21 protein-coding genes, 1 tRNA gene and 1 pseudogene are annotated in these 26,218 nt (G+C 70.6%); 20 read left to right on the top strand and 3 right to left on the bottom strand.

Features of this window, described 5'->3' with window-relative positions; all coding sequences use genetic code 11:
• Window positions 1-31 precede the first annotated feature (31 nt).
• The 4 genes from G4D86_RS30595 to G4D86_RS30580 all read left to right on the top strand — a co-directional run bounded on the left by G4D86_RS30595 (window position 32) and on the right by G4D86_RS30580 (window position 3,901).
• Window positions 32-499, top strand: coding sequence for an Erp protein (locus G4D86_RS30595; RefSeq protein WP_163997613.1), 468 nt, complete (start codon window positions 32-34; stop codon window positions 497-499).
• Window positions 500-625: 126 nt separating this feature from the next.
• Window positions 626-1,324, top strand: coding sequence for an MOSC domain-containing protein (locus tag G4D86_RS30590; protein WP_163997612.1), 699 nt, complete (start codon window positions 626-628; stop codon window positions 1,322-1,324).
• 159 nt (window positions 1,325-1,483) lie between these two features.
• Window positions 1,484-2,065 carry a hypothetical protein gene (locus tag G4D86_RS30585; RefSeq protein ID WP_205519847.1) on the top strand — a complete coding sequence of 194 codons (582 nt, stop codon included), beginning with the start codon at window positions 1,484-1,486 and terminating at the stop codon, window positions 2,063-2,065.
• Between the two features lie 126 nt (window positions 2,066-2,191).
• Entirely contained in the window at window positions 2,192-3,901 is a 1,710-nt protein-coding gene (locus G4D86_RS30580; protein ID WP_163997611.1) for an NAD-dependent malic enzyme, read from the top strand.
• A gap of 86 nt (window positions 3,902-3,987) precedes the next feature.
• On the opposite strand, the gene G4D86_RS30575 is transcribed toward G4D86_RS30580, so the two are convergent.
• A complete protein-coding gene (locus tag G4D86_RS30575; RefSeq protein ID WP_205519845.1) occupies window positions 3,988-4,200 on the bottom strand; it encodes a hypothetical protein in 213 nt (70 codons plus the stop codon).
• Window positions 4,201-4,457: 257 nt separating this feature from the next.
• On the opposite strand from G4D86_RS30575, the gene G4D86_RS30570 reads away from it, so the two are divergent.
• The 4 genes from G4D86_RS30570 (at window position 4,458) to G4D86_RS30555 (ending at window position 9,366) form a co-directional block, all read left to right on the top strand.
• Entirely contained in the window at window positions 4,458-5,729 is a 1,272-nt protein-coding gene (locus tag G4D86_RS30570) for a hypothetical protein (protein WP_163997609.1), read from the top strand.
• A gap of 69 nt (window positions 5,730-5,798) precedes the next feature.
• Complete coding sequence (glgX, locus tag G4D86_RS30565) at window positions 5,799-7,922, top strand: glycogen debranching protein GlgX (RefSeq protein ID WP_163997608.1); 2,124 nt, start codon at window positions 5,799-5,801, stop codon at window positions 7,920-7,922.
• Window positions 7,923-8,009: 87 nt separating this feature from the next.
• A complete protein-coding gene (locus G4D86_RS30560) occupies window positions 8,010-8,648 on the top strand; it encodes a zinc ribbon domain-containing protein (RefSeq protein WP_163997607.1) in 639 nt (212 codons plus the stop codon).
• A 67-nt stretch (window positions 8,649-8,715) separates the two neighbouring features.
• The gene (locus tag G4D86_RS30555) at window positions 8,716-9,366 is read left to right on the top strand and encodes a class I SAM-dependent methyltransferase (protein WP_163997606.1); all 651 of its coding nucleotides are present in this window, start codon (window positions 8,716-8,718) and stop codon (window positions 9,364-9,366) included.
• 21 nt (window positions 9,367-9,387) lie between these two features.
• On the opposite strand, the gene G4D86_RS30550 is transcribed toward G4D86_RS30555, so the two are convergent.
• Window positions 9,388-10,572: a hypothetical protein gene (locus G4D86_RS30550; RefSeq protein WP_163997605.1), complete on the bottom strand. Its 1,185-nt coding sequence runs from the start codon at window positions 10,570-10,572 to the stop codon at window positions 9,388-9,390.
• Window positions 10,573-11,164: 592 nt separating this feature from the next.
• Here G4D86_RS30550 and G4D86_RS30545 point away from each other — a divergent pair.
• From G4D86_RS30545 to G4D86_RS30520, 6 genes are all read left to right on the top strand, one after another.
• Window positions 11,165-13,354 carry a mucoidy inhibitor MuiA family protein gene (locus G4D86_RS30545; protein WP_163997604.1) on the top strand — a complete coding sequence of 730 codons (2,190 nt, stop codon included), beginning with the start codon at window positions 11,165-11,167 and terminating at the stop codon, window positions 13,352-13,354.
• 10 nt (window positions 13,355-13,364) lie between these two features.
• Window positions 13,365-14,930 carry a mucoidy inhibitor MuiA family protein gene (locus tag G4D86_RS30540; protein WP_163997603.1) on the top strand — a complete coding sequence of 522 codons (1,566 nt, stop codon included), beginning with the start codon at window positions 13,365-13,367 and terminating at the stop codon, window positions 14,928-14,930.
• 222 nt (window positions 14,931-15,152) lie between these two features.
• A complete protein-coding gene (gene blaPYX, locus G4D86_RS30535; RefSeq protein ID WP_163997602.1) occupies window positions 15,153-15,920 on the top strand; it encodes a PYX family subclass B1 metallo-beta-lactamase in 768 nt (255 codons plus the stop codon).
• Window positions 15,921-16,254: 334 nt separating this feature from the next.
• The gene (locus tag G4D86_RS30530) at window positions 16,255-17,259 is read left to right on the top strand and encodes a hypothetical protein (protein ID WP_240360549.1); all 1,005 of its coding nucleotides are present in this window, start codon (window positions 16,255-16,257) and stop codon (window positions 17,257-17,259) included.
• Between the two features lie 304 nt (window positions 17,260-17,563).
• Window positions 17,564-17,637: transfer RNA gene (locus G4D86_RS30525), tRNA-Ser, on the top strand.
• Between the two features lie 336 nt (window positions 17,638-17,973).
• Window positions 17,974-19,098: a slipin family protein gene (locus G4D86_RS30520; protein ID WP_163997601.1), complete on the top strand. Its 1,125-nt coding sequence runs from the start codon at window positions 17,974-17,976 to the stop codon at window positions 19,096-19,098.
• 88 nt (window positions 19,099-19,186) lie between these two features.
• Here G4D86_RS30520 and G4D86_RS30515 read toward each other — a convergent pair whose 3' ends face one another.
• The gene (locus G4D86_RS30515) at window positions 19,187-19,801 is read right to left on the bottom strand and encodes a hypothetical protein (RefSeq protein ID WP_163997600.1); all 615 of its coding nucleotides are present in this window, start codon (window positions 19,799-19,801) and stop codon (window positions 19,187-19,189) included.
• 170 nt (window positions 19,802-19,971) lie between these two features.
• Between G4D86_RS30515 and G4D86_RS30510 the strand changes: the two genes are divergently transcribed.
• From G4D86_RS30510 to G4D86_RS30485, 6 genes and pseudogenes are all read left to right on the top strand, one after another.
• On the top strand, window positions 19,972-21,786 hold the full coding sequence (locus G4D86_RS30510) for an acyl-CoA dehydrogenase (protein WP_163997599.1): 1,815 nt from the start codon (window positions 19,972-19,974) through the stop codon (window positions 21,784-21,786).
• 252 nt (window positions 21,787-22,038) lie between these two features.
• Entirely contained in the window at window positions 22,039-22,617 is a 579-nt protein-coding gene (locus G4D86_RS30505) for a hypothetical protein (RefSeq protein WP_163997598.1), read from the top strand.
• A gap of 212 nt (window positions 22,618-22,829) precedes the next feature.
• Window positions 22,830-24,008, top strand: coding sequence for a sensor histidine kinase (locus tag G4D86_RS30500; RefSeq protein WP_163997597.1), 1,179 nt, complete (start codon window positions 22,830-22,832; stop codon window positions 24,006-24,008).
• Window positions 24,005-24,814 carry a LytR/AlgR family response regulator transcription factor gene (locus G4D86_RS30495; RefSeq protein ID WP_163997596.1) on the top strand — a complete coding sequence of 270 codons (810 nt, stop codon included), beginning with the start codon at window positions 24,005-24,007 and terminating at the stop codon, window positions 24,812-24,814. The genes G4D86_RS30500 and G4D86_RS30495 overlap by 4 nt, the downstream gene beginning before the upstream one ends.
• A 126-nt stretch (window positions 24,815-24,940) precedes the next feature.
• Window positions 24,941-25,693 carry a hypothetical protein gene (locus G4D86_RS30490; protein WP_163997595.1) on the top strand — a complete coding sequence of 251 codons (753 nt, stop codon included), beginning with the start codon at window positions 24,941-24,943 and terminating at the stop codon, window positions 25,691-25,693.
• 215 nt (window positions 25,694-25,908) lie between these two features.
• A pseudogene (locus G4D86_RS30485) lies at window positions 25,909-26,218 on the top strand (TolC family protein); the annotation flags it as partial.

Raw genomic sequence — 26,218 nt, 5'->3', positions numbered from 1 at the left:
GAAGGACGCACACCCACGAAGGGAGGCAGCAATGGTGAAGCACACGAAGCGGGGTTGGATGTGGGCAGGCGCGCTGGCGGGCACCCTGGCGCTGGGGACGGCATGCAGCGCGACGGAGGCGCCGGTGACGCTGGCGCAGGCGACGCCGAGCACGGGCACGGGCACCAGCACGGGCACCGCCACGGGCACCCAGACGCCGGACACGACGGCTCCGGGCGCAACGGGTACGTCGACGGGGAGCACCACGACGGGCACGTCGCCCGTGTACACGCCGCCGGGCACCCCCACCACGGCTCCCGGGACGACGGGGACGGGGATGGGCGGCTCGGGCACCGGCGGCACCCCGTCGGTGACCGGCACGGACGCGGGCGTGGGCATGGGCGGCTCCGGCACCGGCACCGGCACGACGCCCGGGCTGAATCCGAATCCCAGCGACTCGTCCAGCACGTTCCAGCCGCCCACCGGTGGCTCCGTCATCGACGCCGGCACCGGGTTCTAGGCGACGGTTGAAACACGCGGCCGCCGGGCGCGCTCCATGCGCCCGGCGGTCTTGCGTGCACTCCCGCTGGAGGCAGGCCCGGCCCCGCTGGACACCCGGCTTCGCGCCTGCTTTGTCCCGGGAGCCATGAACATCCTCTCGCTGCGAGTGGGCCTGCCCCGCGAGCTGGGCACGCCTGGAGCCGCGTCGCCGCTGGCGCAGGCGTGGACGAGCGCCATCTTCAAGGAGCCGGTGCCCGGGCCGCTGTGGCTGTCCCGCACGGGCCTCGCTGGAGACGGGCAGGCGGACCTCCGGGTCCACGGCGGCTTCGAGAAGGCCGTGCTCGCCTACCCCGCCTCGCACTACGCCTTCTGGCGCGAGCGCCTGGAGCGCGACGACGTGGGCCCGGGCGCCTTCGGCGAGAACTGGGTCCTCTCCGGCGGCACGGAGGACGCCGTCTGCATCGGTGACGTGCTGCGCGTGGGCGGCGCCCGCGTGCAGGTGTCCCAGCCGCGCCAGCCGTGCTGGAAGCCCGCGCGCCGCTGGGAGCGCAAGGACCTGGCGCTGCTCATCCAGGAGACGGGCCGCACCGGCTGGTACTTCCGCGTGCTGGAGGAAGGCCCCGTGCGCGAGGGCGATGCGCTGGAGCTCCTCGAGCGCCCCTTCCCCTCCTTCACCATCGCCTTCGCCAACCACGCCATGCACGGCCATGCGCCCGACGCCGCGGCCGCGCTGGCCGACTGCGAGCTACTGGCCCCCGGCTGGCGCGAGTCCCTGCGCCGCCGCGCGCGGGGCACCCGGGGTGATGACCGCCCCCGGCTGCAGGGCCCCAACACCGCTGACTGACACACAGTACCGACCCGGGGAGTCACCCCCGGGTCTTGTTCCCAGTGCCACCCCGAAGAGCAGGCAGCCAGAAGAGCGGCCCCTGCACACCGGAATCTGGCTGCTCACGTTCCCCACCAGCAGCAGCCAAACCCCTCACACTCACTGGGAGCTACCCACATGAAGTTCCTCAAGACCAAGCTCGTTCTCGCTTCTCTGTCCGCCGGCATCCTCGCGCTGGGCACCGGCTGCAAGTCGGACTCGGGCGCCACCAAGGAAGAGCCGACGGCGCCGTCCACCACGGGCGGTGACACCAGCGGCACCAGCACGGGCACCCCGGGAGGTGACACCACCGGCACCGGTACCGGTACCACCACCGACCCGGGCACGGGCGGCACGGGCATGGATGAACCGAGCATGAGCCCGGAGACGGGCGGCACCATGGACCCGGGCACAGGCGGCACCGGCACCGGTAGCGACATCAACTCCGGCAGCGTGGACCCGGGCACCGGCCCTGGCACCACCGGCGCCGGCACCACCACCGAGCCGGGCACGGGCGGCACCGGCTCCGACACCACCCTGGACCCCGGCACCGGCGGCTCCGGCAGCGACGTGAGCACCGAGCCGAGCGACGACACCACGCTGGACCCGGCCGGCACGGGTGACAGGGGCGGCGACATGACGACGCCGGACACCAGCAACTCCACGGACACGTCCAACGACAGCACCACTGTGCCGGAGTCCGGTACGCGCACCAAGTAGTCCCGGCCCGGCGCACATGACTGGGTGGACGGTGCCCGCGCAGGCCCTGCGCGGGCATCGCCATTTCCAGGGGGTGGTTGAAAAGACGTGCTGGCGTGGCCACCGCGAAGAGGGAACGCTTCCGCCATGAAACAATACGAGAAGAAGTACGACGCCGACGGCCGCCCCTACCTGGAGACGTCCCTGCCGGGACTGCTGCTCACCCGGCTCCCGCTGCTCAACAAGGGCACGTCCTTCACGCGGGAGGAGCGCGAGGCCTTCGGCCTGCTGGGCCTGCTGCCCACGCACGTCTCCTCGCTGGAGGAGCAGGTGACGCGCGCCTACGCCAACTTCAAGTCCTTCAAGACGGACCTGGAGAAGCACGTCTTCCTGCGCGCGCTGCAGGACCGCAGCGAGGTGCTCTTCTACGCGCTGCTGGACACGCACATCCAGGAGATGATGCCCATCATCTACACGCCCACGGTGGCGCAGGCGGTGGAGCAGTTCAGCCGCATCTACCGCTTCCCGCGCGGGCTCGTCGTCAACCCGGAGAACATCGACCGCATCGACTCGCTGCTGGAGGAGACGCCCTTCCCCGACGTGCAGCTCATCGTCGCCACGGACAACGAGGGCATCCTCGGCATCGGCGACCAGGGCTTCGGCGGGCTGGCCATCTGCATCGGCAAGCTGTCGCTGTACACGGCGGCCGCGGGCATCGACCCCGCCGTGACGCTGCCCGTGGAGCTGGACGTGGGCACCAACCGGCAAGATTTGCTCGACGACCCGCTGTACCTCGGCGTGCGGATGAAGCGCCTGGAGGGCCAGGCCTACGACGACTTCATCCACCGCTTCGTCACCGCGCTCCAGCGCCGCTTCCCGCGCGTGCTGTTGCAGTGGGAGGACTTCAGCAAGCAGAAGGCCTTCGACGTGCTCGAGCGCTACCAGGACGTGCTGCCTTCGCTCAACGACGACATCCAGGGCACGGGCGCGGTGGTGCTCGCGGGCCTGCTCGCGGCGTCACGGCGCAGCCAGCAGCCGCTGACGCAGCAGACCTTCGTCATCCACGGCGCGGGCGCGGGCGGCGTAGGTGTCGCACGGCAGATTGTGCGCGGGCTCCAGTTGCAGGGGCTGAGCGCACAGGCCGCGCGCGAGCGCATCTTCCTCATCGACTCCAAGGGGCTCATCCTCAAGGACCGCAAGGGACTGGAGCCCTACAAGCGCGAGCTGGCCCAGGAGCCTTCGCGCGTGGCGGGCTGGAAGGTGCAGGGCGCCATTCCCTCGCTGCTGGAGACGGTGCGCGAGGCGAAGGTGACGGTGCTGCTCGGGCTGTCCGGCCAGCGCGGCGCCTTCGGCGAGGAAGTGGTGCGCGAGGTGGCCCGGAACACGCCGTACCCGGTGGTCTTCGCGCTGTCGAACCCCACGGCCAACAGCGAGGCGATTCCTTCGGACGTGTACCGGTGGACGGACGGCAGGGCGCTCGTGGCCACGGGCAGTCCCTTCGACGACGTGGAGTTCAACGGCGCGCTGTACCCGGTGGGCCAGGGCAACAACGCGTTCATCTTCCCGGGCCTGGGGCTGGGCGTGCTCACGTGCCGCGCGAAGCGGGTGACGGATGGCATGCTCACCGCGGCGGCGCTCGCGCTCGGTGAGTTCGTGGACGCGCAGCGGCTGGCGCAGGGCGGCCTCTACCCGCGCATGGACCGCATCCACACCGCGAGCAAGCAGGTGGCGATTGCCGTCATCCGCCAGGCGGTGAAGGAAGGCGTCTGCGGCGAGCAGCTCCCGGAGGACCTGGAGGCACACCTGGAGCAGCGGATGTGGAAGCCGGTGTTCCTGCCCATCCGCAAGGCGCGCTGAAGCACGATGGAAACTGCTCCGCTCCCCACCCGCGTCCTCATGCGAACGGGTTGGGGAGCGGCCCTCACACGTGCGCTACCGCGCGCTCACTGCACGCTGGTGCCGGGATACGGGCGGGGCGTTCCCACGGGCTCGATGATGCGTGGGTTGCCGCCGGAGCCGGGGTTGTTGCCGGGACCGCCATCCGGTTGCAGTAACGGTGGACCGCGGTGCGGGTGCTCCTCCTCCGTGCTGGCGATGCGGTCGGGCGCGGTGGGCAGGGCTTCCGGTGGAATGTGCAGGACGTCCTTCTTGCTCATGGCAGCCTCCTGCCCACCAAGCTGTGTGCCCTCCGGTCCATGGTCACCCGCCATCCGAGCGCCTGCTTGCACGGCTGCAACACAGTTGGACTTGTTTGTTCACGAAGGACAGACAACCCACCGTGCGCTCGCCGCCCCGCCCGCAACTCCGGGCGACGTGGAGGACGGGCGAGCAGGCACTGCGCGTCGGTGGCACCTTCGAGGCAAGACACGCTATTCGGAAAGAGGGAACCGAAGCTTGAACTCGGGTGGGGCAAATGAGTGTGAAGCTGCTGCTGGCCGGCCGACGCGACGTGGACGGGAACCCCTTCTCGCCCCCCGAGGCAGGCCAGCCCTGGCTGCGGCGGGCCCTCGCCTGGTTCCATGAGCACGCGGAGGAGCTGCTGGAGAGCGTCCGCATGGGCACCGGCCCCCAGGGCGCACCCCTGCTCCGGCTGCGCCTGCACCCGGCCGCCGGTGAGGTGTCCGTCCTCGCGGCCAGCGGCGCCCGGGTGGTGATTTCCGCCGAGACGTCCGCGGGGGGCCCCGGCTACCACATCTTCCTCTGCGACATGGTGAAGCGCCTTGGCCAGGAGCTCGGCCTCACCTGGGCGGACCCGGACGAGGCGGCCGGCGTGGGCGACCCGACGGGCTACTTCCACACGGGCGACGAGGGCCCGGTGGAGGTCTACATGCTGGCCTCGCTCCAGGAGTCCGTGGCCCAGGTGCTGCGCATGCGCCGCCAGGGAGAGTCCGGCTTCGGACTGTCCATGCGCTTCGGCCACACCTTCGAGCACCCCGGCGCGCTGCTCACGCCGCTGGGGCCCCGCGACGAGCGTTGGCTGCGCAACGTCTACGAGGACCCGCGCCGCGGCATGGACGTGTTCCCCTGGTGGAAGCCGGGCCTGCACGCGCGCACGCGTCTGAGCCGCGCCCTGTGCCGCATGTGGACGGACGTGGTGTGGCGCCCGCCGCTGCTCGACGAGGAGCGCGCCCTCTTCCGCGACGTGGCCCGCCTGCTGGAGTCGGCCTGGCGCGAGGACCCGTCCCTGCCCTACCCCTGGCGCGAGTGGCAGGAGGTGCTCGGCTATCTGGGCATCGGCGGCACCCTGGCCGAGGAGGTCCGTCGCCGCGCGGCCGGTGTGACGGGAGGCCTGCCCATGGGCTACCGGCGCGGCGCGGTGCAGGTGGCGCTGCCGGAGGGCTGGGAGATTCGCATCCCCGGCTCGCTCGCGGAGGCGCACCTGCAGGACGGCACGTGGGTGGCGAGGGACCACCGCCGCAGCGTGCGCTTCATGCCGCTGGAGGATGGCGCCGAGGAGAGCCTGGCCCCCACCAGCGCCGAGCGCCGGGCGTTGGAGCTGGAGCACCGCGGCGAGCGGGTGAGTGGCCGGGCCTCCCTGCACATGGAGCCGGGCGAGTGCCGGCTGACCGCCGTGTGCAGCTCCGGCAGGCGGCGGGCCCTCTGCGTGGTGAGCTTCGACGACCCGGAGGAGCAGGACTGGGCGTTGGGGACCTGGCGCTCACTGGACCACGCTGCCGCCGCCTGACGGTTGCCGGCCCGGAGGGGCACTCCCACATTCAGCGGGCAATTTCCTTCAGAGGAATCGAGAGCCCGTATGAGTAGGGAAGTATGGCCGGGCAAGCCCTGGCCACGTGGTGCGACGTTCGACGGCACCGGAGTCAACTTCGCCGTCTTCTCCTCGGTGGCGACCAAGGTGGAGGTCTGTCTCTATGACTCCGCCAACCCAGCGAAGGAAACCGACCGCTTCGAGCTGCACGAGGTGACGGACAACGTCTTCCACGGCTACGTGCCGGGCCTGGAGCCGGGGGCGCTGTATGGCCTGCGCGTGCACGGCCCGTATGACCCGGCCAACGGACATCGTTGCAACCCCCACAAGCTGCTGGTGGACCCGTACGCCAAGGCGCTCTACGGCGACGTGGACTGGCGCCAGCCCGTCTTCGGCTATCCGCTGGGCAACGCTCAGCAGGACCTGGCGAAGGACGAGCGGGACAGCGCCGCCGGCATGCCCAAGAGCGTGGTGGTGAGCGACTTCTTCGACTGGGGCAATGACAGACGTCCGGACGTGCCCTGGCGCAAGACGGTGCTGTACGAGGCCCACGTGCGCGGCCTCACCATGCGCCACCCCGGCGTGCCCGAGCACCTGCGCGGCACCTACGCGGGCCTGGGCTCGCCGGCCGTCATCGACCACCTGAAGGCGCTGGGCGTCACGTCGGTGGAGCTCTTGCCGGTGCACGCCTTCGCGGACGACTCGTTCCTCAACGACAAGAAGCTGTCCAACTTCTGGGGCTACAACACCCTCGGCTACTTCGCGCCGGAGCAGTACTACGCCAGCCGCAAGACGCCCGGCGCCGCGGTGGCCGAGTTCAAGGCCATGGTGAGGGACCTGCACGCGGCCGGCATCGAGGTCATCCTCGACGTCGTCTACAACCACACGTGCGAGGGCAACCACCTGGGCCCCACGCTGTCGCTCAAGGGCATCGACAACGCGGCCTACTACTGGCTCATGCCGGAGAAGCGTCACTACCTGGACTTCACCGGGTGCGGCAACAGCGTCAACGCGTCCCACCCGCAGACGGCGCGGCTGATTGCCGACAGCCTGCGCTACTGGGTGAACGAGATGCACGTGGACGGGTTCCGCTTCGACCTGGCCCCGGTGCTCGGGCGCACGGGCGAGGGCGGCTTCGACCGGAACGCGGCGCTGTTCCAAATCATCCACCAGGACCCGGTGCTCTCGCGCACGAAGCTGATTGCCGAGCCGTGGGACGTGGGGCTCGGCGGCTACCAGGTGGGCGGCTTCCCGGCGCCGTGGCGCGAGTGGAACGGCAAGTACCGGGACGCGCTGCGCCGCTACTGGAAGGGCGATGAGAATCTCGCGGGCGAGATGGGCTACCGGCTCACGGGCAACGCGGACCTGTACGCGGAGGCGCGGCGCAAGCCGCAGGCGAGCATCAACTTCGTCACCGCGCACGACGGCTTCACGCTGCACGACCTGGTGACGTACAGCCACAAGCACAACGAGGCCAACGGCGAGCACAACCGCGACGGCGCGGACGACAACCAGTCCTGGAACTGCGGCGTGGAGGGCGAGACGGACAAGGCGGACGTCGTGGCCCTGCGCGAGCGGCAGAAGCGCAACCTCCTGGCGTCCCTCTTCCTGTCCACCGGCGTCCCGATGATTGTCGCGGGCGACGAGATGGGCCGCACGCAGAAGGGCAACAACAACGCGTACTGCCAGGACAATGACTTGTCCTACGTGGACTGGAACCTGGACGAGCGGCGGCAGAAGCTGCTCGCCTTCACGCGCAAGCTCATCCAGTTCCGGCACGGGCAGCCGGTGCTGCAGCGCCGCCGCTTCTTCAAGGGCGCGCACCTGTGGGACTCGGAGCACAAGGATTTGACGTGGTTCCGGCCGGACGGGACGGAGATGGGCGCGGACGACTGGCAGAAGCCCTTCACGCGCTCGCTGGCGTTCCTGCTCGGAGGCGACGCGATTCCGACGCCGGACGAGCGCGGGCAGCGCATCTACGGCGACGCGCTGCTGGTGCTGCTCAACTCGCACCACGAGCCGGTGTCCTTCAAGCTGCCTCCGGCGGCGGCCGGGCAGCGGTGGGAATTGGAGCTGTACACGGCGGATGACAACCGGAGCGGGGAGCCGGCGCCCGGGAAGTTCGAGGCGACGGGCCGCTCGCTGGCGGTGTTCCGGCAGGTCCAGGGCTGAGCGGAGATACGGCGGCGCGTCCCTCGGTGAGGGGCGCGCCGCGTCCGTGTTAGCGTGCCGCATGAGTTGCCAGGGGGCACACGCGGCATGTCGATGATTCAGTTCACCCGGAACTACACGGACCGCTCGAACGACTACGGCTTCCAGTTCGAGTTCTTCTGCGACAAGTGCGGCAACGGGCACATGTCGCCGTTCATCGCGAGCAAGGTGGGCGTGGCCACGGGGATTCTCCGCGCGGCGGGCTCGTTCTTCGGCGGGACGATTGGCCGGGCGGCGCACGCGGGCACACACCTGAAGGACGCGCTGCGCGGCCAGGGCTGGGACGAGGCCTACGCGGAGGCGGTGGAGGAAGGGCGCAAGCACTTCAAGAACTGCACGCGGTGCGGGAAGTGGGTGTGCCCGAAGTCGTGCTGGAACGACTCGCGCAGCCTGTGTGAGGCGTGTGCGCCGGACCTCGCGGAGGAGGCGGCCTCCATCCAGGCGCACGTGGCGGTGGAGCAGGCGCGCGAGAAGGTGCGCAAGGTGGACCAGGTGGCGTCGCTCGACGTGACAGCGACGCGCGTGGCGGCCTGCCCGCACTGCAGCGCGAAGGTGGACGGCGGGAAGTTCTGCGGCGAGTGCGGCAAGCCGCTGGCGGTGCAGAAGGTGGGCTGCGGCAAGTGCGGCCAGGAGATTCCCGAGCGCGCGAAGTTCTGCCCGGAGTGCGGCACGCCCCGGAGCGGGTGAGCCGTCGGGGGGCTCGCGTGGGTTCTTCTCCATGCGGGTCCTCGTCCTGCGTAGGCTTGCGGCCACCATGTCCCGGGACACGCAGGAAGACGGAGTGCGTCAGGTGTACGGGGAGATTGCCCCGGCCTACGAGGCGCTCTTCCCCGTGCTGCACCGCTACGAGGACCGGGTGGAGCGCTTCCTCGCGGACGCGGTGAAGCCCGGGTGCCGAGTGCTCGACGTGGGGTGCGGGCCGGGGCTGCACACGCGGGGACTGGACGCCTCCGTGGACGTGGTGGGCACGGACCTGTCACAGGAGATGCTGGAGCTGGCGCGGCGTGCGCGGCCGCAAGGCGCGTGGCACCTGCACAGCTACCACCAGCCCTTCCCCGCGGAGTGGGGCCGCTTCCACGTCGCGCTGGCCATCGGCTGCCTGGACTTCTGTGAAGACCTGCCGCGCGTGCTCGGCCATCTCTCCGCGGCGCTGGAGCCGGGAGGGCGGCTGCTCTTCACCGTGCTGGAGCGGCGGCCCGGGCTCGAGGGACACGAGGCGTCCACGCGCGAGGTCCAGACAGCGGGCCCCTCCGTGGCGCTGCACCTGTACTCGTTCGAGGAGACCGCGCGAGCGGTGACGGACGCGGGCCTGCTGCCCCGTGCGTATGTGCATGCGCCCGGCTGGGTCCACCTCACGGAGCAACGGACGATGTGGTTCGGCTGGTGGGACGTGGAGCGGCGGTAGCCGGCCCCGTCCACGCTCACTTCACGGAGCCGTGGGCCTTGCGGAGGGACGAGGACGCGGAGGCGCGGGAACGCTGCTCAGGAAGTCCGGCAGGCATCCCCACGACTGGAGGTCCTCCGTCACCGTCGTGCAGAGCCAGCCCTGGGGACAGGTGCTCAGGTCCTGCGGGTCGCACTTCGCATAACACGCGCTCCCCGTGGGCCCGCCCATCCCGCACACCTGATTCCCGGAGCAGCTGTCCGTCTTCCACGAATCACAGGCGGCCGCGCAGAACCGACCCGCGCGTCCGATGCGTCCCCGGACGATGCAGTTCTCCCCCTGCGCACAGGGCTTCTCGTCGGAGCACTCGTCCACGATGAGGTCCAGGCACTGGTGGACGCCACCGTTGAGCGCCGCGCATTGCTTGCCCGTGGGGCACCCCTGCTCGCGGCAATCCGAAACGCAGGCCGCGCCACTGGGCGCCTCCTCACAGATGGACCCTTCCGGGCACGACCCCGGCTCCCCCGGTACGCAGGGCGCTCCGCAGCGATGGTTGATGCACAGCAGCCCCTCCTCGCATGCCTCCTCGCGCGTCGCGGGCCACCGGCTGCAGGACTCCCCCGCGAGGCGGACTCCCGCCAGCAGACACCGGCGAATCACCGGTCCCGGAGCTCCTCCCGCGGCGACACGGCAGACGGAGCCGGGGAAGCAACCTGAATCATCCTCGCACTCGCTTGCGGCGCACTCGAAGGAGCCCTTGCCATAATTGATGATGCATCCCTGACCGGCGGGACAGTCACTGTCCGTCGTGCACGCGCCACAGCGGAAGGTGCCTCCGTCGCGGGAGCAATCCATCAAGTGGGCGGGGCGCGGCCCCTTGCGCCCATCCAACAGCGTGGCGAGCTCCTCGGACGCGCCCTCACGCTCGTCGAGGAGGGAACTGGAAGAAGTCCGCACACCCTCCGTCCGCGAGGAGGCGAAGCGCACGTCCGTGCTGACGTGGGACTGCGTGAAGCCGGAGCCGCTCACGGCGGACTGGTAGCCCACCCTGGAGACGGTGGCAGGCGGCGTCTCCGGGGGTGGTGACTCCACCGTAGCGCCAGGGGGACAGACCTCGGGCTCATGCGAACCGAACCAGGCGGTGACGAGGAACCACGAAAGCGCGGTGACCGCGACGAAGACCATCGGCGCGGCGGAGGCTCGGAGGAGTCGGATGGCCAGAGGCATGACGCGCGCTCGGAACAGCGGCGTTAGCAGGGCCCACAGCAATAGCCCATGCTGCCATTCGGCATGCACGTGCAGGGATAGCAGCACATCGCTTCACGTATCTGCGCGTATGCAGTGCCCGCGCCCAGCGCGGCCGCCGTCCCGACAATCACCACCCAACGGCGCAGTTGAGTCTTGAGCGTCGCCATGTGTTTCCCCCCTGCAACACAGCCTTTACCGAACCGCAGACCAGGAACTCTCAATCAGCTCAGAACGACCGTCAAGACCAGCAATCCAGGACTCAACCTTCGAGGTCTTGCCTTCCACTTCCGCTCCAGATGACCTCGCAGGTAACACGCTCAGAGGAAGCGGACAAGCCACCCGGCTGTGGACATGCATCCTGTGCAAGGCTTGGAATCCTGGCAACGCCCGAAAGTGGAGGAGAAACGCTCCTGGGCTGACAGAAGCCTGGACCTCCGGGGCAATCCCTCGCCAGTACCGGCCCTCCAAAGTCAGACATCGAGCGTCGCGCCTCCAAGGAATGAGCCTTTCGTGCTCGCATCATGATGACTCCGTGAAGATGCGCCCGCGCCCCGCTGGATAGCTTGGCGCCATGCTCCTCCTCGGACTCGCGAGCCTTCTCCACGCCACCACCGAGGCGCCCATCAGCGCCGTCACCGTGTACAGCGACCGGGCCCGCGTGGTGCGGACCGCCACCCTCACCGTCTCGGGCACCCAGCGGGTGGAGCTGCCCCGGCTGCCGGACTTCGTGGACCCCGACTCCATCCGCGTCGAGGCCCAGGGCGCCGAGGTCTCCTCGGTGGACGTGCGCCCCGCCAGCGCCCCGCCATTCCCCCAGCAGGAGGCGCGCAAGCTGCTCGCCACGCTGGACGGACTGGATGACGACCTCGCCCGCGCCGAGGCCGAGCGCGCCGCCGTGGGCCTCCAGCTCGAAGCGCTCCGCCGGGTGCAGCCGGAGGTCAACCAGTACGCCATGAACCCCGCCACCGGCGAGCGGCCGCCCTCCCCGGCCACGACGTGGAGCGCCTCCGCCGGCTTCCTCGTCGACACCGCCGCGAAGCTGGAGGCGCGCATGCTCGAGCTGGAGGACCGTGCCCTCGCGCTCAAGGACCTGCGCGAGAAGCGGCTCGAAGAGGCGGGCCAGCTCGGCACGTGGCCGCGGAAGCCAGGCATCGAGGTGGCCGTCACCCTCTCCGGCACGGGGCTCACGAAGGTGCAGCTCTCGTATCTCGTCCCCGAGCGCGTCCGCTGGTACCCGCGCTACGAGCTCCAGCTCCAGCCGGAGAAGCAGCGCGTGCAGGTGGCCTTCTCCGGCCGCGTCAGCCAGGACACGGGCGAGAACTGGGAGGGCGCGAAGCTTACGCTCAGCACCGCCCTGCCCTCCACCGCCACGTCGCTGCCCCGGTTCGCCACGTGGAAGCTCGGCACCCTCGAGCGCTTCATCCCCGAGCCACGAAGGCAGGAAGAGCGCGCCAGCGCACCTCCGCCCCTGCCCCCGAGCACACCAGAGCCGGACCTGGTGCGCTCACTGCGCCAGCAGCTGCTGACGCGCGCGGGCAGGCCCTTTCCCTCCGAGGCCCCGGAGACGGTGTCCTCCGGGCCGTCCTCCTCCGCCACGGTGCAGTCCTCCGGTCCCTCCCAGGCGTCGGCGCCACAGCCCTCCCGGAGCGCGCGCCGCCTCTTCCCCGGCACACGCGGTGGCACCCTCCTGGGCACCGTCATCGACGCCCAGGACCGGAGGCCCGTCCCCGACCTCGTCGTGACCGCGACCGCCGTCAGCCTCGGGGGAGAGGAGACCGTGGTGACGGACGCGCAGGGCAACTACCGCATCCCCTTCCTGCCCCCCGGCGTCTACACCCTCCGGTTCGAGAAGGAGCAGTACCGGCCCTACGCCCGATCCGACATCCAACTCCGGGGCGAAAACACCCTTCGGGTGAATGTGGAGCTGCTCCCGGAGAGCCTGGGCGAGGTCGTCGAAATCATGGGCGCTCCTCCCACCGTCGACGTGGGGAGCACCAACACGGGGGTGGGCTTCTCTCTCGGCGGTCCGCCCTCCCCGAGCACCTACCGGCCCGAGCCCGTCGTGGACTCCTACGTGGGCCTCGCGCCGCCGCCCGGCTGGCAGCCTCCGCAACTGTCGGAGGACCTGCCCGCCTCGCTCGCCGGCGGCTACGACCTGGCCTTCACCGCGCCACGTCCGGAGACGGTGCGCAGCTGTCAGGGCGAGCGCGTCGTCCCCCTCCTCATCGAGTCCTGGCCCGTGCAGGTGGAACGCCACGTCTTCCCCGCCCTCGCGGAGGACGCCTTCCTCGTCGCCCAGCTCAAGAGCCCGTCACGCACCGTGCTGCCGGGCGGTGACGCCACCCTCTTCGTCGGGGCCGACCCGGCCGGCACCGCGGCGCTGAAGCTCGTCGTCCCCGGCGAGGCCTTCACCCTGCCGCTCGGCGTGGACCCCGCCGTGCGCACCGCGCGCAACGTGCGTCTGGTGCAGGCCAGGGAGGGCTTCATCTCCAAGGACGACCTCAACACCTACGAAGTCACGCTGGAGGTGCCCAATCCCTATCCGTTCCCCATACAGGTGCGCGTGGTGGACCAATGGCCTCTCAGCCAGGACGGCAAGGTGGAGGTGAAGCTGGTGCGCACCTCGCCCGCCGCCCGCCAGGACGAGCAGAAGGGCGAGCTGCAGTGGGACCTGGTGGTGCCGCCCTCCAGCAAGAGCACCGTGTCCTTCGAATACACCCTGCGCCGCCCGCAGCACTGGCGCCTCAACCAGAGCCCGTGAGGAACCTCCAATGACCCTGCTGCCCCTGACCCTCCTGGCGCTCGTGAACACGTCCCAGGTGTCCTCCGTCGTCATCTACCCGGACCGCGCGCAGGTGACTCGCGCACAGACAGTGGCGTGCACTGGCGCCACCACCGCCGTCTTCGACCACCTGCCCCAGGCGGCCTCGCGCGAGAGCTTCCGCGCCCGCGCCGCCGGCGCCACCCTGGAGGGCCTCACCGCCGACACCGTGACGCTCGAAGCCTCGCTGGAGCCCGAGCGCCAGAAGTGGGAGGCCCGAGGCCTCGAGCTGGACCGCGAGCAGGCGGTGCTGGAGGCCGCCGCCGCGCGAGCGGGGGACCTGGCCCGGCTGTCCAAGGGCTTCACCGACGTGGCCGTGGACCGCGTCACGCACGAGCTCACGGGGCCGAAGCCGGACCCGCGCGCGTGGGCCGCGGCCTTCGACTCGGCGATGGCGGTGCGGCTGCGCGGCGTGAAGGAGGCGCGAGACGTCGCGGAGAAGCAGCGCGTGCTCAAGCAGAAGCTGGCCGAGGTGGAGTCGGAGCTGTCGCGCCTGAAGACGCTCGCCGAGCGCAGCGAGCAGCGCGTGGAGGTGCGCCTGTCGTGTCCCGAGGGCACGCAGGTCTCCGTGGAGCTGACGTACCTGGTGGGCGGCACGTCCTGGACGCCGCTCTACGAGGCTCGCGCGGAAGAGGCCGCGGGAGTCGTCGAGCTGACGTCGCTGGCCACCGTGCGCCAGGCGACGGGCGAGGACTGGGCGGGCGCGAAGCTCTTCCTCTCCACCGCGCTGCCGCGCCAGGACGCCACGCCGCCCGAGGTGACGCCGCTGTACGTCTCCGCCTGGAAGCGGCCGAAGGAGCGCAAGGTGCTGGTGCGGCGCGACGAGCAGCAGCGGCACGCCGAGGCCGGCCCCGGTGAGCGGGAGGCCGGGGGAGAGGGACTGCGCGTCGTGTCGCAGGGCCTCTCCGTGCAGTGGGAGGCGCAGGAGGCGACGCGGGTGCCCGGGGACGGCAGCGCGGTGCGGGTGCGCCTGGGCCGCCACCGGCTCAAGGCGGACTTCTCCTGGCGCACGGCGCCCAAGCTCCACCCGGTGGTCTTCCGCGTGGCGCGGCTGTCCAATGGCACGCCCTTCCCGCTGCTGGGTGGCCCGGTCAGCATCTTCCGCGACACGGGCTTCCTGGGTCACCAACAGCTGGAGCGCGTGGCGAAGGGCGCTCCCTTCGAGCTCACCTTCGGACTGGAAGAGGGCCTGCGCGTGAAGCGCACCGTGGTGGAGGAAGTGCAGCGGCCGAAGGGGCTCTTCGGTGGGAAGCAGCGCTTCCGCTACGTCTACCGCTTCCAGCTCGCCAACCTCCGCGCGCGCCCCGAGAAGGTGGAGCTGGCCGAGCACATCCCCGTGTCCGAGCTGGACGACGTGAAGGTGGAGCTGGAGCCGGAGTCCACGGCTGGCTACACGCTCGCGGCGGAGGACGGCATCGCCACGTGGAAGGTGGCGCTGGCCCCGGGGGAGCAGCGCACCGTGGACCTCGTCTTCCACGTGGACGCGCCCTCTGACTACGACACCGGGGGGCTGTAGGCGCTCGCGCTTCGGGAGCGGGCCTCACGGTCCGCTCCCGTCATCGCGTCCCTCTCCCGCCATGACACCGAGCGGCCGCAGGGGGGCGCCACGGGAGTGGGATGCACGAGACGAAGCCCACCGTCGCTACATGAACCTCCGCACGCCACCGCGCATATGGTTTGCATCCGGGCGCGTCCTCCCCGAAACGCGGGCGCAGGACCACACCCGCAGAGGTTCACCATGACGCCGCCCCGCCCCCTCCTCCGACTCCGACTCCGCCTCTGCGCCGTGCTCCTGCTCGGCGTCGCATGTGCCTCCACGCCGGAGCGCGGCACCGACGCCACGCCGTCGATGCAGTCTGAGTACACGGTGGCTGAAGACATCCACGTGCGCCGGCTCGCGCCCGGCGTGTGGCTCCACACCACACTGGCGGGCGCGGACTTCGACCGCTACCCCGCCAATGGGCTGCTCATCGAGGATGGCAGTGAGGCGCTCCTCGTGGACATGGGGTGGAACGCGCGGCACGCCGAGCAGCTCATGACCTGGGCCCGCGACACGCTGCACCGCCCGGTGCGCGCGGCCGTGGTGACACACTTCCACGTGGACCGGACGGGCGGCGTGCCCGCGCTCGTGGCGCAGGGCATTCCCGTGTACGGGCTGGAGGAGACGGCGAAGCTCGCGAAGGAGCGCGGCATGCCCGTGCCTCCGGACACCGTGTCCCCGTCACAGTCCCTGGGCCCGGTGGAGGTGTTCTTCCCCGGCGCGGGCCACGCGCCGGACAACATCGTGGTGTGGCACCGCGACAGCGGGGTGCTCTTCGGTGGCTGCTTCGTGAAGGACGGCGCCGCGAAGGACCTGGGCAACCTGTCGGACGCGGACGTAGCCGCCTGGCCCGCGAGCCTGGAGCGCACGCGCCAGCACTTCCCCGACGTGCGGGTGGTGGTGCCCGGCCACGGCCAGCCCGGCGGGCCCGAGCTGCTCACGCACACGCAGGCCCTGCTGCGCTGAAGTCCTCCACAAGTTCCCAACAGCCGTGGCCCGGTACACCGCACCACCGTGCCGGGTCGCCACTGTTGGAAGCGCGCCACTCGGGAAGCGCTTTCGCGGGCCTCGGGTGTGCAATCGCGGCCCTGGTGAGGAGTCTTCTCTCCACCCGCTCCGCCGTGTGAGCGTTGGCCAGCGCACGCGCAATGGGTCACTTCACGCTCGGCTGCCTGCCCTGGTTCGTTGGACCCCGGACATCCCATGCATGCCGTGTGACTCCATTGAATGGGCGGTGGATCGCACCGTCCCTACCGTGCCCGCAGCGAACGCGGGCCGGCGTTGGGGATGGAGGGGTGACATGAAACGGGTGGCGGCGGTGGTGGTGCTCGCGTTGGGGCTGGCGGGGTGTACGGCATCGAAGCTGGAGCAGCGAAACGGTTGCTGGGTCCGTCAGGTCCGCACGTTTCCCTCTACGATCAAGGAAGAGGTGGGCCCCTGTGCACGGCCGACGCCCATCTGGTCCGAGGACCGGCTGACGCGCCTGGTGCAGGAGTGCGTCATGCACGCGGACTACCGCTGGCAGAGCATGGCGATGGTGGCCTGGAACCGCGGCGAGCCGATGCCGGAGCGCGAGCCCGAGGAGAAGGTGCTCGGCGCCTGCATGGCCCGCGCGGAGTCGGTGATGAACACGGAGAAGAGCGCGCTGGAGCAGCGCCTGAGCGAAGTCTCGCGGGAGCGGGACACGCTGAAGGCCAGCCTCGAGAAGGACCGCGCGGAGTATCAGGCGAACCTCGACAAGGAGCGCACGCAGCACGACTCCAGCCTGGAGCGCACGCGCACGCAGCACGACGCCACGATGGGCCATGCGCTGGACCAGCTGCACGACAGCAACAACCGCCTGACGGAGGTGCTGGGCGAGGCGGCGAAGAAGCCCGCGCCTTCCGCGATTGCCACGGCCACGTCCACCTCCACCAGCGAGGGCAAGGCGAACACGCAGAGCGACTCGCTCGCGCAGGGGGACTCCAAGTCGCGGGGTGACTCCTCGTCGCGCGGTGACGCCGCGTCCCGGCGCAACTCCGACTCCAGGTCCACGTCGCGCGGGCCCACGGTGGCGAAGCCGACGTCCGGCACTCCTCTGCCCATGTGCCCGCTGCCCTCGGCGGCGAGGCAGTTCCAGGCGAACACCAGCACCCCGTTCCTGAGCGCGTCGAACGACACCACGGCCTGCAAGCCCCCGGCACCCTCCGAGGCCTTCGAGCCCTATCCGGCCGTGCAGTCCGTCCTCGCGACGCCGACTCCGCAGGCCGCCAAGGCCCCGGCGCCGCTCGAGCCCGACATCGAGCCGCCCGGCACGCCCGAATAGGCACGGCCGCCTCACCGCAACCCGGGCAGCATGGGCCCTCTTCACCCGAGCACTGGATGACGAGGGCCGTCGCATTCATGCGGGCTGTCAGACACCCTGCCACCGCGGCGTCCCTGCGAACTGACGGAATCCAGAGGTGCCACGGGGCTGTCCTCGGGCTCCCGGGTCCGGGCGTGGGCGCGCTGCGCTCGTGCACCGGACAGGGTGTCCCCGGGTCCATTGCTCGCGGTGGTTCCCTCACATCGGGCCGTCCGGCCGGGCCGCCGTGAGGCCCACGAAGGGTTCCCGGCGTTCCGGGGGCCTTTCAGAACTAGCTCAACTGGGAAGAGCACAAGATTCGAAATCTTGGGGTTGAAGGTTCAAATCCTTCGTTCTGATCCGATCTGCAAAATCGGTCATCCACCAGGGGGCCCTGCCCGGAGCTGACGCGAACGCTGGTCCGCCACTTCCACCTTCCCCCGCTGTGACGCCCGGCCCTCCGCCAGGGCGACAGGGCCACCCCGAGCCGTCAGCGGGAGCCCCTGCCGCCGTCCGTGGAATGGCCTGGCCCGCGAGCGCGGAGAGGCCGGAAGCGGAACGGGCACGCAGTCGGCGCTTCAGTCCGTGAAGGGTGGGGCTCTCACTTTTCAGTCGTACCCGGGACCCGCGCGCGCAGGCGCGCAATCTCAGTCCCGGTCATCAGGCTCCCCTGAACGGGGAGAAGGGAGGTGCGCGATGAGCATCTTGCATGTGGATGTCGGGCAGAACGAGCGGGCGTTCGTCCTCGTGGACGAGCTGCCGACGCGCTACCTCGTGCCCGGCCGGTACTGGCTGGTCTACCCCTTCAGCAAGGTGCGGCTGGTGCGCGTGAGCACCGAGCAGCCCCTCGTCAACCTCGACACGTCGCTGCTGGCCCTCGTGCCGGAGGCGGACCTCCAGGTGGTGGAGCTCGGCGCCGACGAGCGCGCCGTCCTCTTCCACAAGGGCCGCCCCGCGAAGTGGCTCGGCCGCGGTCAGCACCAGGTGTGGACGGTGGAGCGCATCCCCGGCCGCGCCCTGGTGCCCGCCTCGCCCGCCGTGCGCGTGGAGCGCGTGGACACGTCCGGCGTGGCCACGGCCCCGCTGCGCGACGACGTGCGCGCGCTCGTGCCCGCGAGCGACTACGTGGAGGCCATCGCCGCGGAGGGCAGCGTCGTGCTGCGCTACGTGGACGGCTCGCTGGACGCGGTGCTGCCCGCCGGCCGTCATGCGGCGTGGACGGTCGCGCGCAAGGTGCAGCTCGCGGCCATCGACCTGCGTGAGCGCCTGCTCCACGTCACGGGCCAGGAGGTGATGACGAAGGACCGCGTCAGCCTGCGCCTCAACCTCTCCGCGGCCTTCCGCGTGGCGGACGCGCGCCGGCTCGCCGTGGTGGCCCGCTCGCCGGATGACATCCTCTACCTCGCCATGCAGCTGGCGGCGCGCGAGGCGGTGGCGGTGCGCACGCTGGACGAGCTGCTCGCCTCCCGTGAGGCGGTGGCCGAGTCCCTCTTCGCCGACGTGAAGGACCGCGCGGACACGGTGGGCCTGGAGCTGTTGCGCTTCGGCATCAAGGACGTGGTGCTGCCGGGTGAGATGAAGGAGCTGCTCAACCGGGTCATCCAGGCGCAGAAGGAGGCGGAGGCCAACGTCATCCTCCGCCGCGAGGAGACGGCCGCGACGCGCTCCATGGCGCAGACGGCGAAGGTGCTCGCGGAGAACCCGCTGCTGGTGCGCCTCAAGGAGCTGGAGGCGTACAAGGACCTGGCCTCCAAGGTCGGCCAGGTGCACCTGGTGCTCGGCGAGGGCGCGGTGCCCACGCTGCAGCTCAAGGGCTCCTGAGCGAAGCCGCTCGACGAAACAACAAGGGCCTCCGGGGAACATGCCCCGGAGGCCCTTCGTGCTTCAGTGCCTCAGGACAGCGCGAGGCTCACGGGTCCAGGCGGGCCTGGAAGTCAATCCAGTTGCCCCAGATGGGCTTGGACGTGCAGCTCGCCGGCTGGGCGGCCCACGACAGGATGGCGCGCATGCGGATGGTGCGGCCGCTGCCCCACGCGCACGTGGCCGGCGTGTTCGCGGCCACCGCGTTGGCCGAGTGGTACCAGGACGGCCCCTGCGGCGAGATGTTGTTCGTCACGTGCACACTGCCCACCACGCTGTACTCGAAGACGCCGTTGAGGTCGCAGTCGAAGCAGAACCGCACGAACTCGTTGCTGCCCGCGGGGAAGGCGCCGTAGCCGCCGACCTGGCGAATCTCCACGTCACACGCGGGACGCCGCTGCTGCGGGTGCAGGCCGCAGCTGTTCATCTTCTCGTAGAAGATGTTGAAGTTGGTGCTCGTCGCCACCACGCTCTGCGTCACCGTGCCGCGACACTGACCGAACTGGGCCTCCAGCTCCGACTCCGTGGCCCCCGCGTTCACCGCGTTCTGATACGCCGTGCGCGCATTGTCGTCACAGACCTGCGCGGCCGCGGTGAGCGGTGCGCCGACCACGAGCAGCAATGCCAACGAACGGAAGACGGACACGACAGGACAACGAGTCATGAGTGGCCCCTTTTGCGGCTCCGACCGCGAGCCGATGCGCCGCCGTGAATGACGGCTTTTGGAGGCTAAGCAGGCTTCACCAGCATTCGCAATTGGATTTCACTATGGGTGAATCCCGACTCCCACCCGAGGACTGACTCTCGAATCAACCTCGGCTAGCTTCGCGGCCCATGACTTCCGCGAGCCACTACGTCCCCAACCTGCGCGACATCGAGTTCAACCTCTTCGAGTTCCTCGACATCGGGAACAGCTCGCTCGGCCGGGCGCCCTTTGGTGACCTGGACGAGACGGCGGCGCGGCAGATGCTCCAGACGTTCGCCCAGCTGTGTACGGGCGAGCTGGCGGCGTCGTTCGACGAGTCGGAGCACAACCCGCCGAAGCTGGAGGGCGGGAAGGTGACGCTGCCGCCGGGCCTGAAGAACGCCATGAGCGCGTTCTACGAGGCGGGCATGCACCTGTTGGAGCAGCCGCCGCACCTGGGCGGTCTGGGCGCGCCGCCGTCGCTGGGCTGGGCCGCCTTCGAGCTGCTGGCGGGCGCCAACGCGGCGCTGGCCTTCTACACGCTGGGCAACCTGCTGGCGCGCATCATCGACCGGCTGGGGACGGACGCGCAGAAGCGGCGCTTCCTGCCGCTGATGCTGGAGCGCCGCTGGCAGGGCAGCATGGTGCTCACCGAGCCGGACGCCGGCAGCGACGTGGGCGCCGCGCGCACGAAGGCGCGTCACGTGGGCGGCGAGGTCTGGGAGATTGAAGGCGTGAAGCGCTTCATCACCAACGGTGACTCGGACATGTCCGAGAACATCCTGCACATGGTGCTGGCTCGGCCGGAGGGCGCGGGGCCGGGCACCAAGGGGCTGTCGCTGTTCGTGGTGCCCAAGTACTGGGTGGAGGAGGACGGCCGCCTGGGCGAGCTCAACGGCGTGGTGTGCACCAAGCTGGAGAAGAAGATGGGGCTCAAGGGCTCCGTCACGTGTGAGCTGACGTTCGGCGACGGGAAGCCCGCGCGCGGCCTGCTCTTGGGCGAGGTCCACGACGGCATGCGGCAGATGTTCTACATCATCGAGCAGGCGCGCATGGCGGTGGGCGTGAAGTCCATGGCCACGCTGTCCGCGGGCTACGAGCGCGCGCTGGCCTTCGCGAAGGACCGGCTCCAGGGCGCGGACCTGATGCAGGCGCGGGACAAGAAGGCGCCGCGCGTGCCCATCTTCCGCCACCCGGACGTGCGCCGCATGCTGATGGCGCAGAAGGCCCACGCGGAAGGGATGCGCGCGCTGTGCCTCTTCACCGCCTCCATGCAGGACGGCGTGGAGTTGAAGGGCGGCCACCGCGCCACCGAGGCCGGCGAGCTGGACGCGCTCAACGACATGCTGCTGCCGCTGGTGAAGGGCTACTGCTCGGAGAAGGCGTACGAGATGCTGGCGCTGTCGCTCCAGGTGCACGGCGGCTCGGGCTTCCTGACGGACTATCCGGTGGAGCAGTACATCCGGGACCAGAAGATCGACACGCTCTACGAGGGCACCACGCACATCCAGGCGCTCGACCTGCTCATGCGCAAGGTGGCGAAGGACGGCGGGGCGACGCTGCAGGGGCTGTTGACCCAGGTGCGCGAGACGGCCGAGGGCGGCGGAGGCGGGAAGGAGCTGGAGGCCGAGCGCGCCGCGCTAGGCCGGGCGCTGGGCGACCTGGAGACGATGCTCGGCACGCTGATGGGGAAGCTCGGCGAGTCGCTCTACCACGTGGGCCTTCAGGGCAACCGCGTGCTGATGTCCGTGGCGGAGCTGGTCATCGGCTGGCTGCTGGTGCGGCACGCGCAGGTGGCGCTGGAGCGGATGAAGAGCAACCCCGGTGACAGGGCCTTCTACGCGGGCAAGCTCGCCAGCGCGCGCTGGTACTGCCACGAGGTGCTCCCGGGCCTGGCGCACGCCGCGCGCATGGTGGAGCAGGGCACGCTGGACCTGATGGACGTGCCGGAAGAGTCGTTCTGATTCGGGACGCGGGCGCCTCCGTCCCCGTCGGGCGGAGGCCTCGTGGAATGAAGCTTCCTTCCGCGGCTACCGGTCGCCGGGGGCTCCTCATTCCGTGCAGGCCGTACCTGCGTCCTGGATGAGCCGGTGACGCGGACCGTCACCGCTGGCTCCCGGCCGCACCTGTGGCCGGGGGCGCACACCGTGTCGCCCGTATCCCCGCGTCCTTCCTGGGAACGGTGGCTGGCCCGGCGTTCGCAATGAGGGACGGGCGTGATGCTCTCCGCCCTCTCCATCGCCGCCGCCGTCGCCCTCTCCTCTCCCGCCACGCTGCCCGGCGCCGTGTACGCGATGCAGCCCTTCGCGGGCCACCTCATCGCCTGCACCACCGAGGGCCTGGAGGTGCTCACCTCCGATGGTCAGCCCGTGCGCGTGCTCGGCACGGAGGAAGGGCTGCCGGGCACCACGTGCCTCGCCCTGGAGGTCGCCGGTGAGCAGCTCTTCGCCGCCACGGACGCGGGCATCGTCTCGCTCGACTCCGACTTCCACCTGGAGCCCGTGCTCGACGTGAGCTGGCAGGCCCTGCCGCCCGCCGAGGAAGCGAGCGCCGCCGAGTACGTGGAGCGTTTGGGCCTGCTCGCCAAGGTGCTGCCCCCGGACGCCACGTACACGGTGCTGACCTCGCGGTACGCGGGCACCGCCGACGGACGTGTGCTGGAGTTGGGCACCGAGCGCGCCTGGAGCGTCGCCGGTGCGGTGCGGCTCATCGAGGAAGAGCGTCAGGGCGTGCAGGTCGTCGCGGGTGACGGCGCGTTCTTCATCGACACCCAGGGCCGACTCGCCTCGCGCTGACACCCAGGCTCCCGGGGACACACCATCCCGGCGCGCACGTGTCGCAGTCGCTGGGCCGGCTGGCCTCCCGCTGACGTCCACGGGTCCGCCCTCCCCGCGCACACAGGCGGAAAGTCGGGGAGCAGGCAGGCGTTCCCGTTCGCTGCACCCCGGAGCCCTTTGGCTGCACCGGTTCGGAAGGGGCCCTGGCGCGGGCGTAGACTCAGGCCGCCGTGGAATCCACCTCTCCCGCCCTGCCGTCCTCCGCCGTGACGCCGCGGCCGGTGTCCTCCGTGTCCGCGCCGTCCGGGCTGCTCCGGCTGTTGCGCCGCCTGCCGCCGCTCCTGCTCATCTGGGCCGTGCCGGGCATCATCGGCGCGAGCCAGAACTACATCTACGCGCAGGCCAAGGACCCCACCTATCCGTTCAGCCGGGCCCTGATGATGATTCTCCCGGCCTGGGAGTACTGGGCCTTCGCCACCCCGCTCATCCTCTGGCTGGGACGGCGCTGGCGACTGGAACGTGGCGCCTGGCCCCGAAGCCTCGCGGTCCACGTGTCCACGTTCTTCTCGCTCATGCTCCCCCACGTGGTCCTCGTCCACACCGTCTCCAAGGCCTGTGGAGAGCAGTGGTACATCGACAACCCACTGCCTCAAATCCTGCCGATGATGCTGAGCAAGTACATCGTCACCGACCTGCTCATCTACGGCGGCATCCTCTCCGTCGGCTACGCCGTGGAGTACCACCGCCGCTACCGCGAGGGAGAGCTGGCCCAGTCGCAGCTCGAGACGCGCCTGGTCCACGCCCAGCTCGACGTCCTTCGCGCCCAGCTCCACCCGCACTTCCTCTTCAACACGCTCAACGCCATCTCCGTCCTCGTGCGCAAGCAGGACACCGCCGGCTCCATCCGCATGCTCACCGGCGTGAGCGAATTGCTGCGCATGGCCCTCAACAACACCGGCCGGCAGCACGTCCCGCTCCACGAGGACCTCGACTTCCTGGAGCGCTACCTCGACATCGAGCAGACCCGCTTCCAGGACCGGCTCCAGGTGGTCCGCGCCATCGACCCCGCCACGCTCGGCGCGCTCGTGCCCAGCCTCATCCTCCAGCCGCTGGTGGAGAACGCCATCAAGCACGGCCTCTCCGCCCGCTCCGGTGCCGGACGCGTGGAATTGCGCGCCTCGCGCGAAGGAGCGCGGCTGGTGCTGGAGGTGCTCGACGACGGCCCCGGACTCGCGCCCGGCTGGGACACCCATGACGGCTGCATCGGCGTGGCCAACGTGCGCGCCCGCATGCACCAGCTCTACGGAGACCGCCACACCTTCACGCTGGAGAACCGCCCCGGAGGCGGCGTGCGTGCCCGCCTGGAGCTGCCCTTCCAGTCCGCCTCGGAGCAGGTGCCCGTGTCATGAACGTGCCCGCCAGCATCCGCACGCTCGTCGTGGATGACGAGCCCCTGGCGCGCGAGGGCCTGCGCCTGCTGCTCGCCACGGACCCGGAGGTCAGCGTGGTGGGCGAGGCCGGCAACGGTCCGGAGGCCGTGCGCCTCATCCGCGAGCAGCGGCCCGACCTCGTCCTGCTCGACGTGCAGATGCCCGAGCTCAACGGCTTCGAGGTGCTCGCCCACCTCGGCCCCACCGAGGTCCCCGCCGTCATCTTCGTCACCGCGTACGACCGCTACGCCCTGCGCGCCTTCGACATCCACGCGCTCGACTATCTCCTCAAGCCCTTCCGGGACGACCGCTTCCACGACGCCGTGGGCCGCGCCAAGGCGCAGATTCGCCAGGCGCGCATGTCCGACCTCAGTCAGCGGCTCTTGTCCGTGCTCTCCACCTACGGCGACCGTGAAGTCACGCCGCCTCCGGCTCCCGCGCCCGCCGCCGCGCCGGAGCCATGGGTGCACCGGCTCGCCATCCGCGACACGGGGCGCGTGGTGTTCCTCGACGTGGACGAAATCGAATACATCGAGGCCGCCGACTACTACGTGCAGATTCACGCGGGCGGGAAGGCGTACCTCCACCGCGAGACGATGCAGAGCCTGGAGGCGCGCCTGGACCCGGAGCGCTTCATGCGCATCCACCGCTCGGCCATCGTCAACTCGCGGCGCATCCGCGAGCTGCGCAACGAAGGCCGGCGAGACCTGGTCGTGGTGCTCACCGGCGGCGCCGAGCTGCGCGTGGCCCGCAGCCATCGCGAGAAGTTCCAGCACCTGCGCTGAAGCCCGTTCGCCGCATGAGGGGGCCCGTTCGCCGCACGCCCGTCCCCACCGGCTGAACACTCCAGCGCCGCGCCCCTCCCGAGGGCACTGTGTCTCCCGCAACACCGTTACCCGGAGGCACACCCCATGCTGCACAAGTCCCTCGTTTCCTCGTTCCTCGCACTCGGTCTGTCGCTCGCCCCCGCCATCGCCGCCGCAGGCGAGGGTGCCGAGTGCCACCAGGGCCAGCTGTCGCTCCAGTCCCTCGTGGACAAGCACCTGAAGGCCGTGGGCGGCAAGGAGCGACTCAAGGCCGCGAAGTCCTTCCAGGTCACCAGCATCTCCCGAGACGGCGAAACCGTCACCACCTCCACCGTGCAGCGCGCGCGTCCCAACCTCGTGCGCTACGACATGGAGAAGAACGGCACCCGGACGAGCAAGGTGTTCGACGGCCAGCACGGCTGGATGGTGGAGGGCTCGGCGGCGCCGCAGCGGCTGGACAAGGAGAAGAGCGCGACGATGGCCGAGTACGCGGCCTTCGATGACGCCCTCGTGGACCCGAAGGCCCAGGGCGTGGCGCTGAAGCTGGACGGCGTGGAGCAGGTGAACGGCGCGCCCGCGTTCAGGCTGGTCCTCACCCGGGGTGGCAACACCGAAGTCCGCTTCATCGACCAGCAGTCGTTCCTGGAGGTGCGCCGCACCTCTACGGGAACGCACGAGGGCAAGGCGTACAACAAGACGGCCTTCTTCTCCGACTACCGCGACGTGGACGGCATCAAGCTGAGCCACCGCGTGCAGTGGGAGGCCGACGGCAAGAAGGGCGAGAAGGTCATCCAGAGCGCCCACTACGACGCGCCCATCGAGGCCTCGGTGTTCAAGCCGGCGGCCCCGCGCAGCTGAGCCGCGCCTGACGCCTCTGCGCCCGGAGGGGGCTCGGTGCTCCCTCGGGATGCGTGCGCGGTGACTCCGCTCGGTCACTGAATTCCTTCTTCCACGTCCGGCATATGGCACCCCCTCCCGTCCTCCTCCTGGCGCTCGCAGTCACCTCGGTACAGTCCGAGCCGACCTCCTCCGGCCTCCCCGCGGCCGTCGTCCAGCCGCGAGGGGAGGACGCGATGCTCACCCCCGTGCCGCCGGCGCCCCGGCTGGTGAAGACCTGGGACGAGGCGCTCACCCTCGTGCGCGAGCGCTCCACGGACCTGCGAGGCGCGGAGGCCGGGGTGGAGCGCGCCGGTGGTCGCTGGCGCCAGGCGCTGGGCACGCTGCTGCCCAATGCACGCGCGCAGGCTGGCGTAGCGCATGACCTGCTCAATCCGGATGTCGCCTCGGGCGTGAGCCCGGGGGCCGCTGGCGACGGCCGCACCGCCACCACGCCCGTGGCCACCCTCACCGCGACGCTGACGCAGTCGGTGGTGGACCTGAGCG

It is taken from the genome of Pyxidicoccus caerfyrddinensis, from assembly GCF_010894405.1.
Lineage (GTDB): Bacteria > Myxococcota > Myxococcia > Myxococcales > Myxococcaceae > Myxococcus > Myxococcus caerfyrddinensis.
Note: the sequence above shows the minus strand (reverse complement) of the source record. Positions and strands in the feature narration are given on the sequence as shown.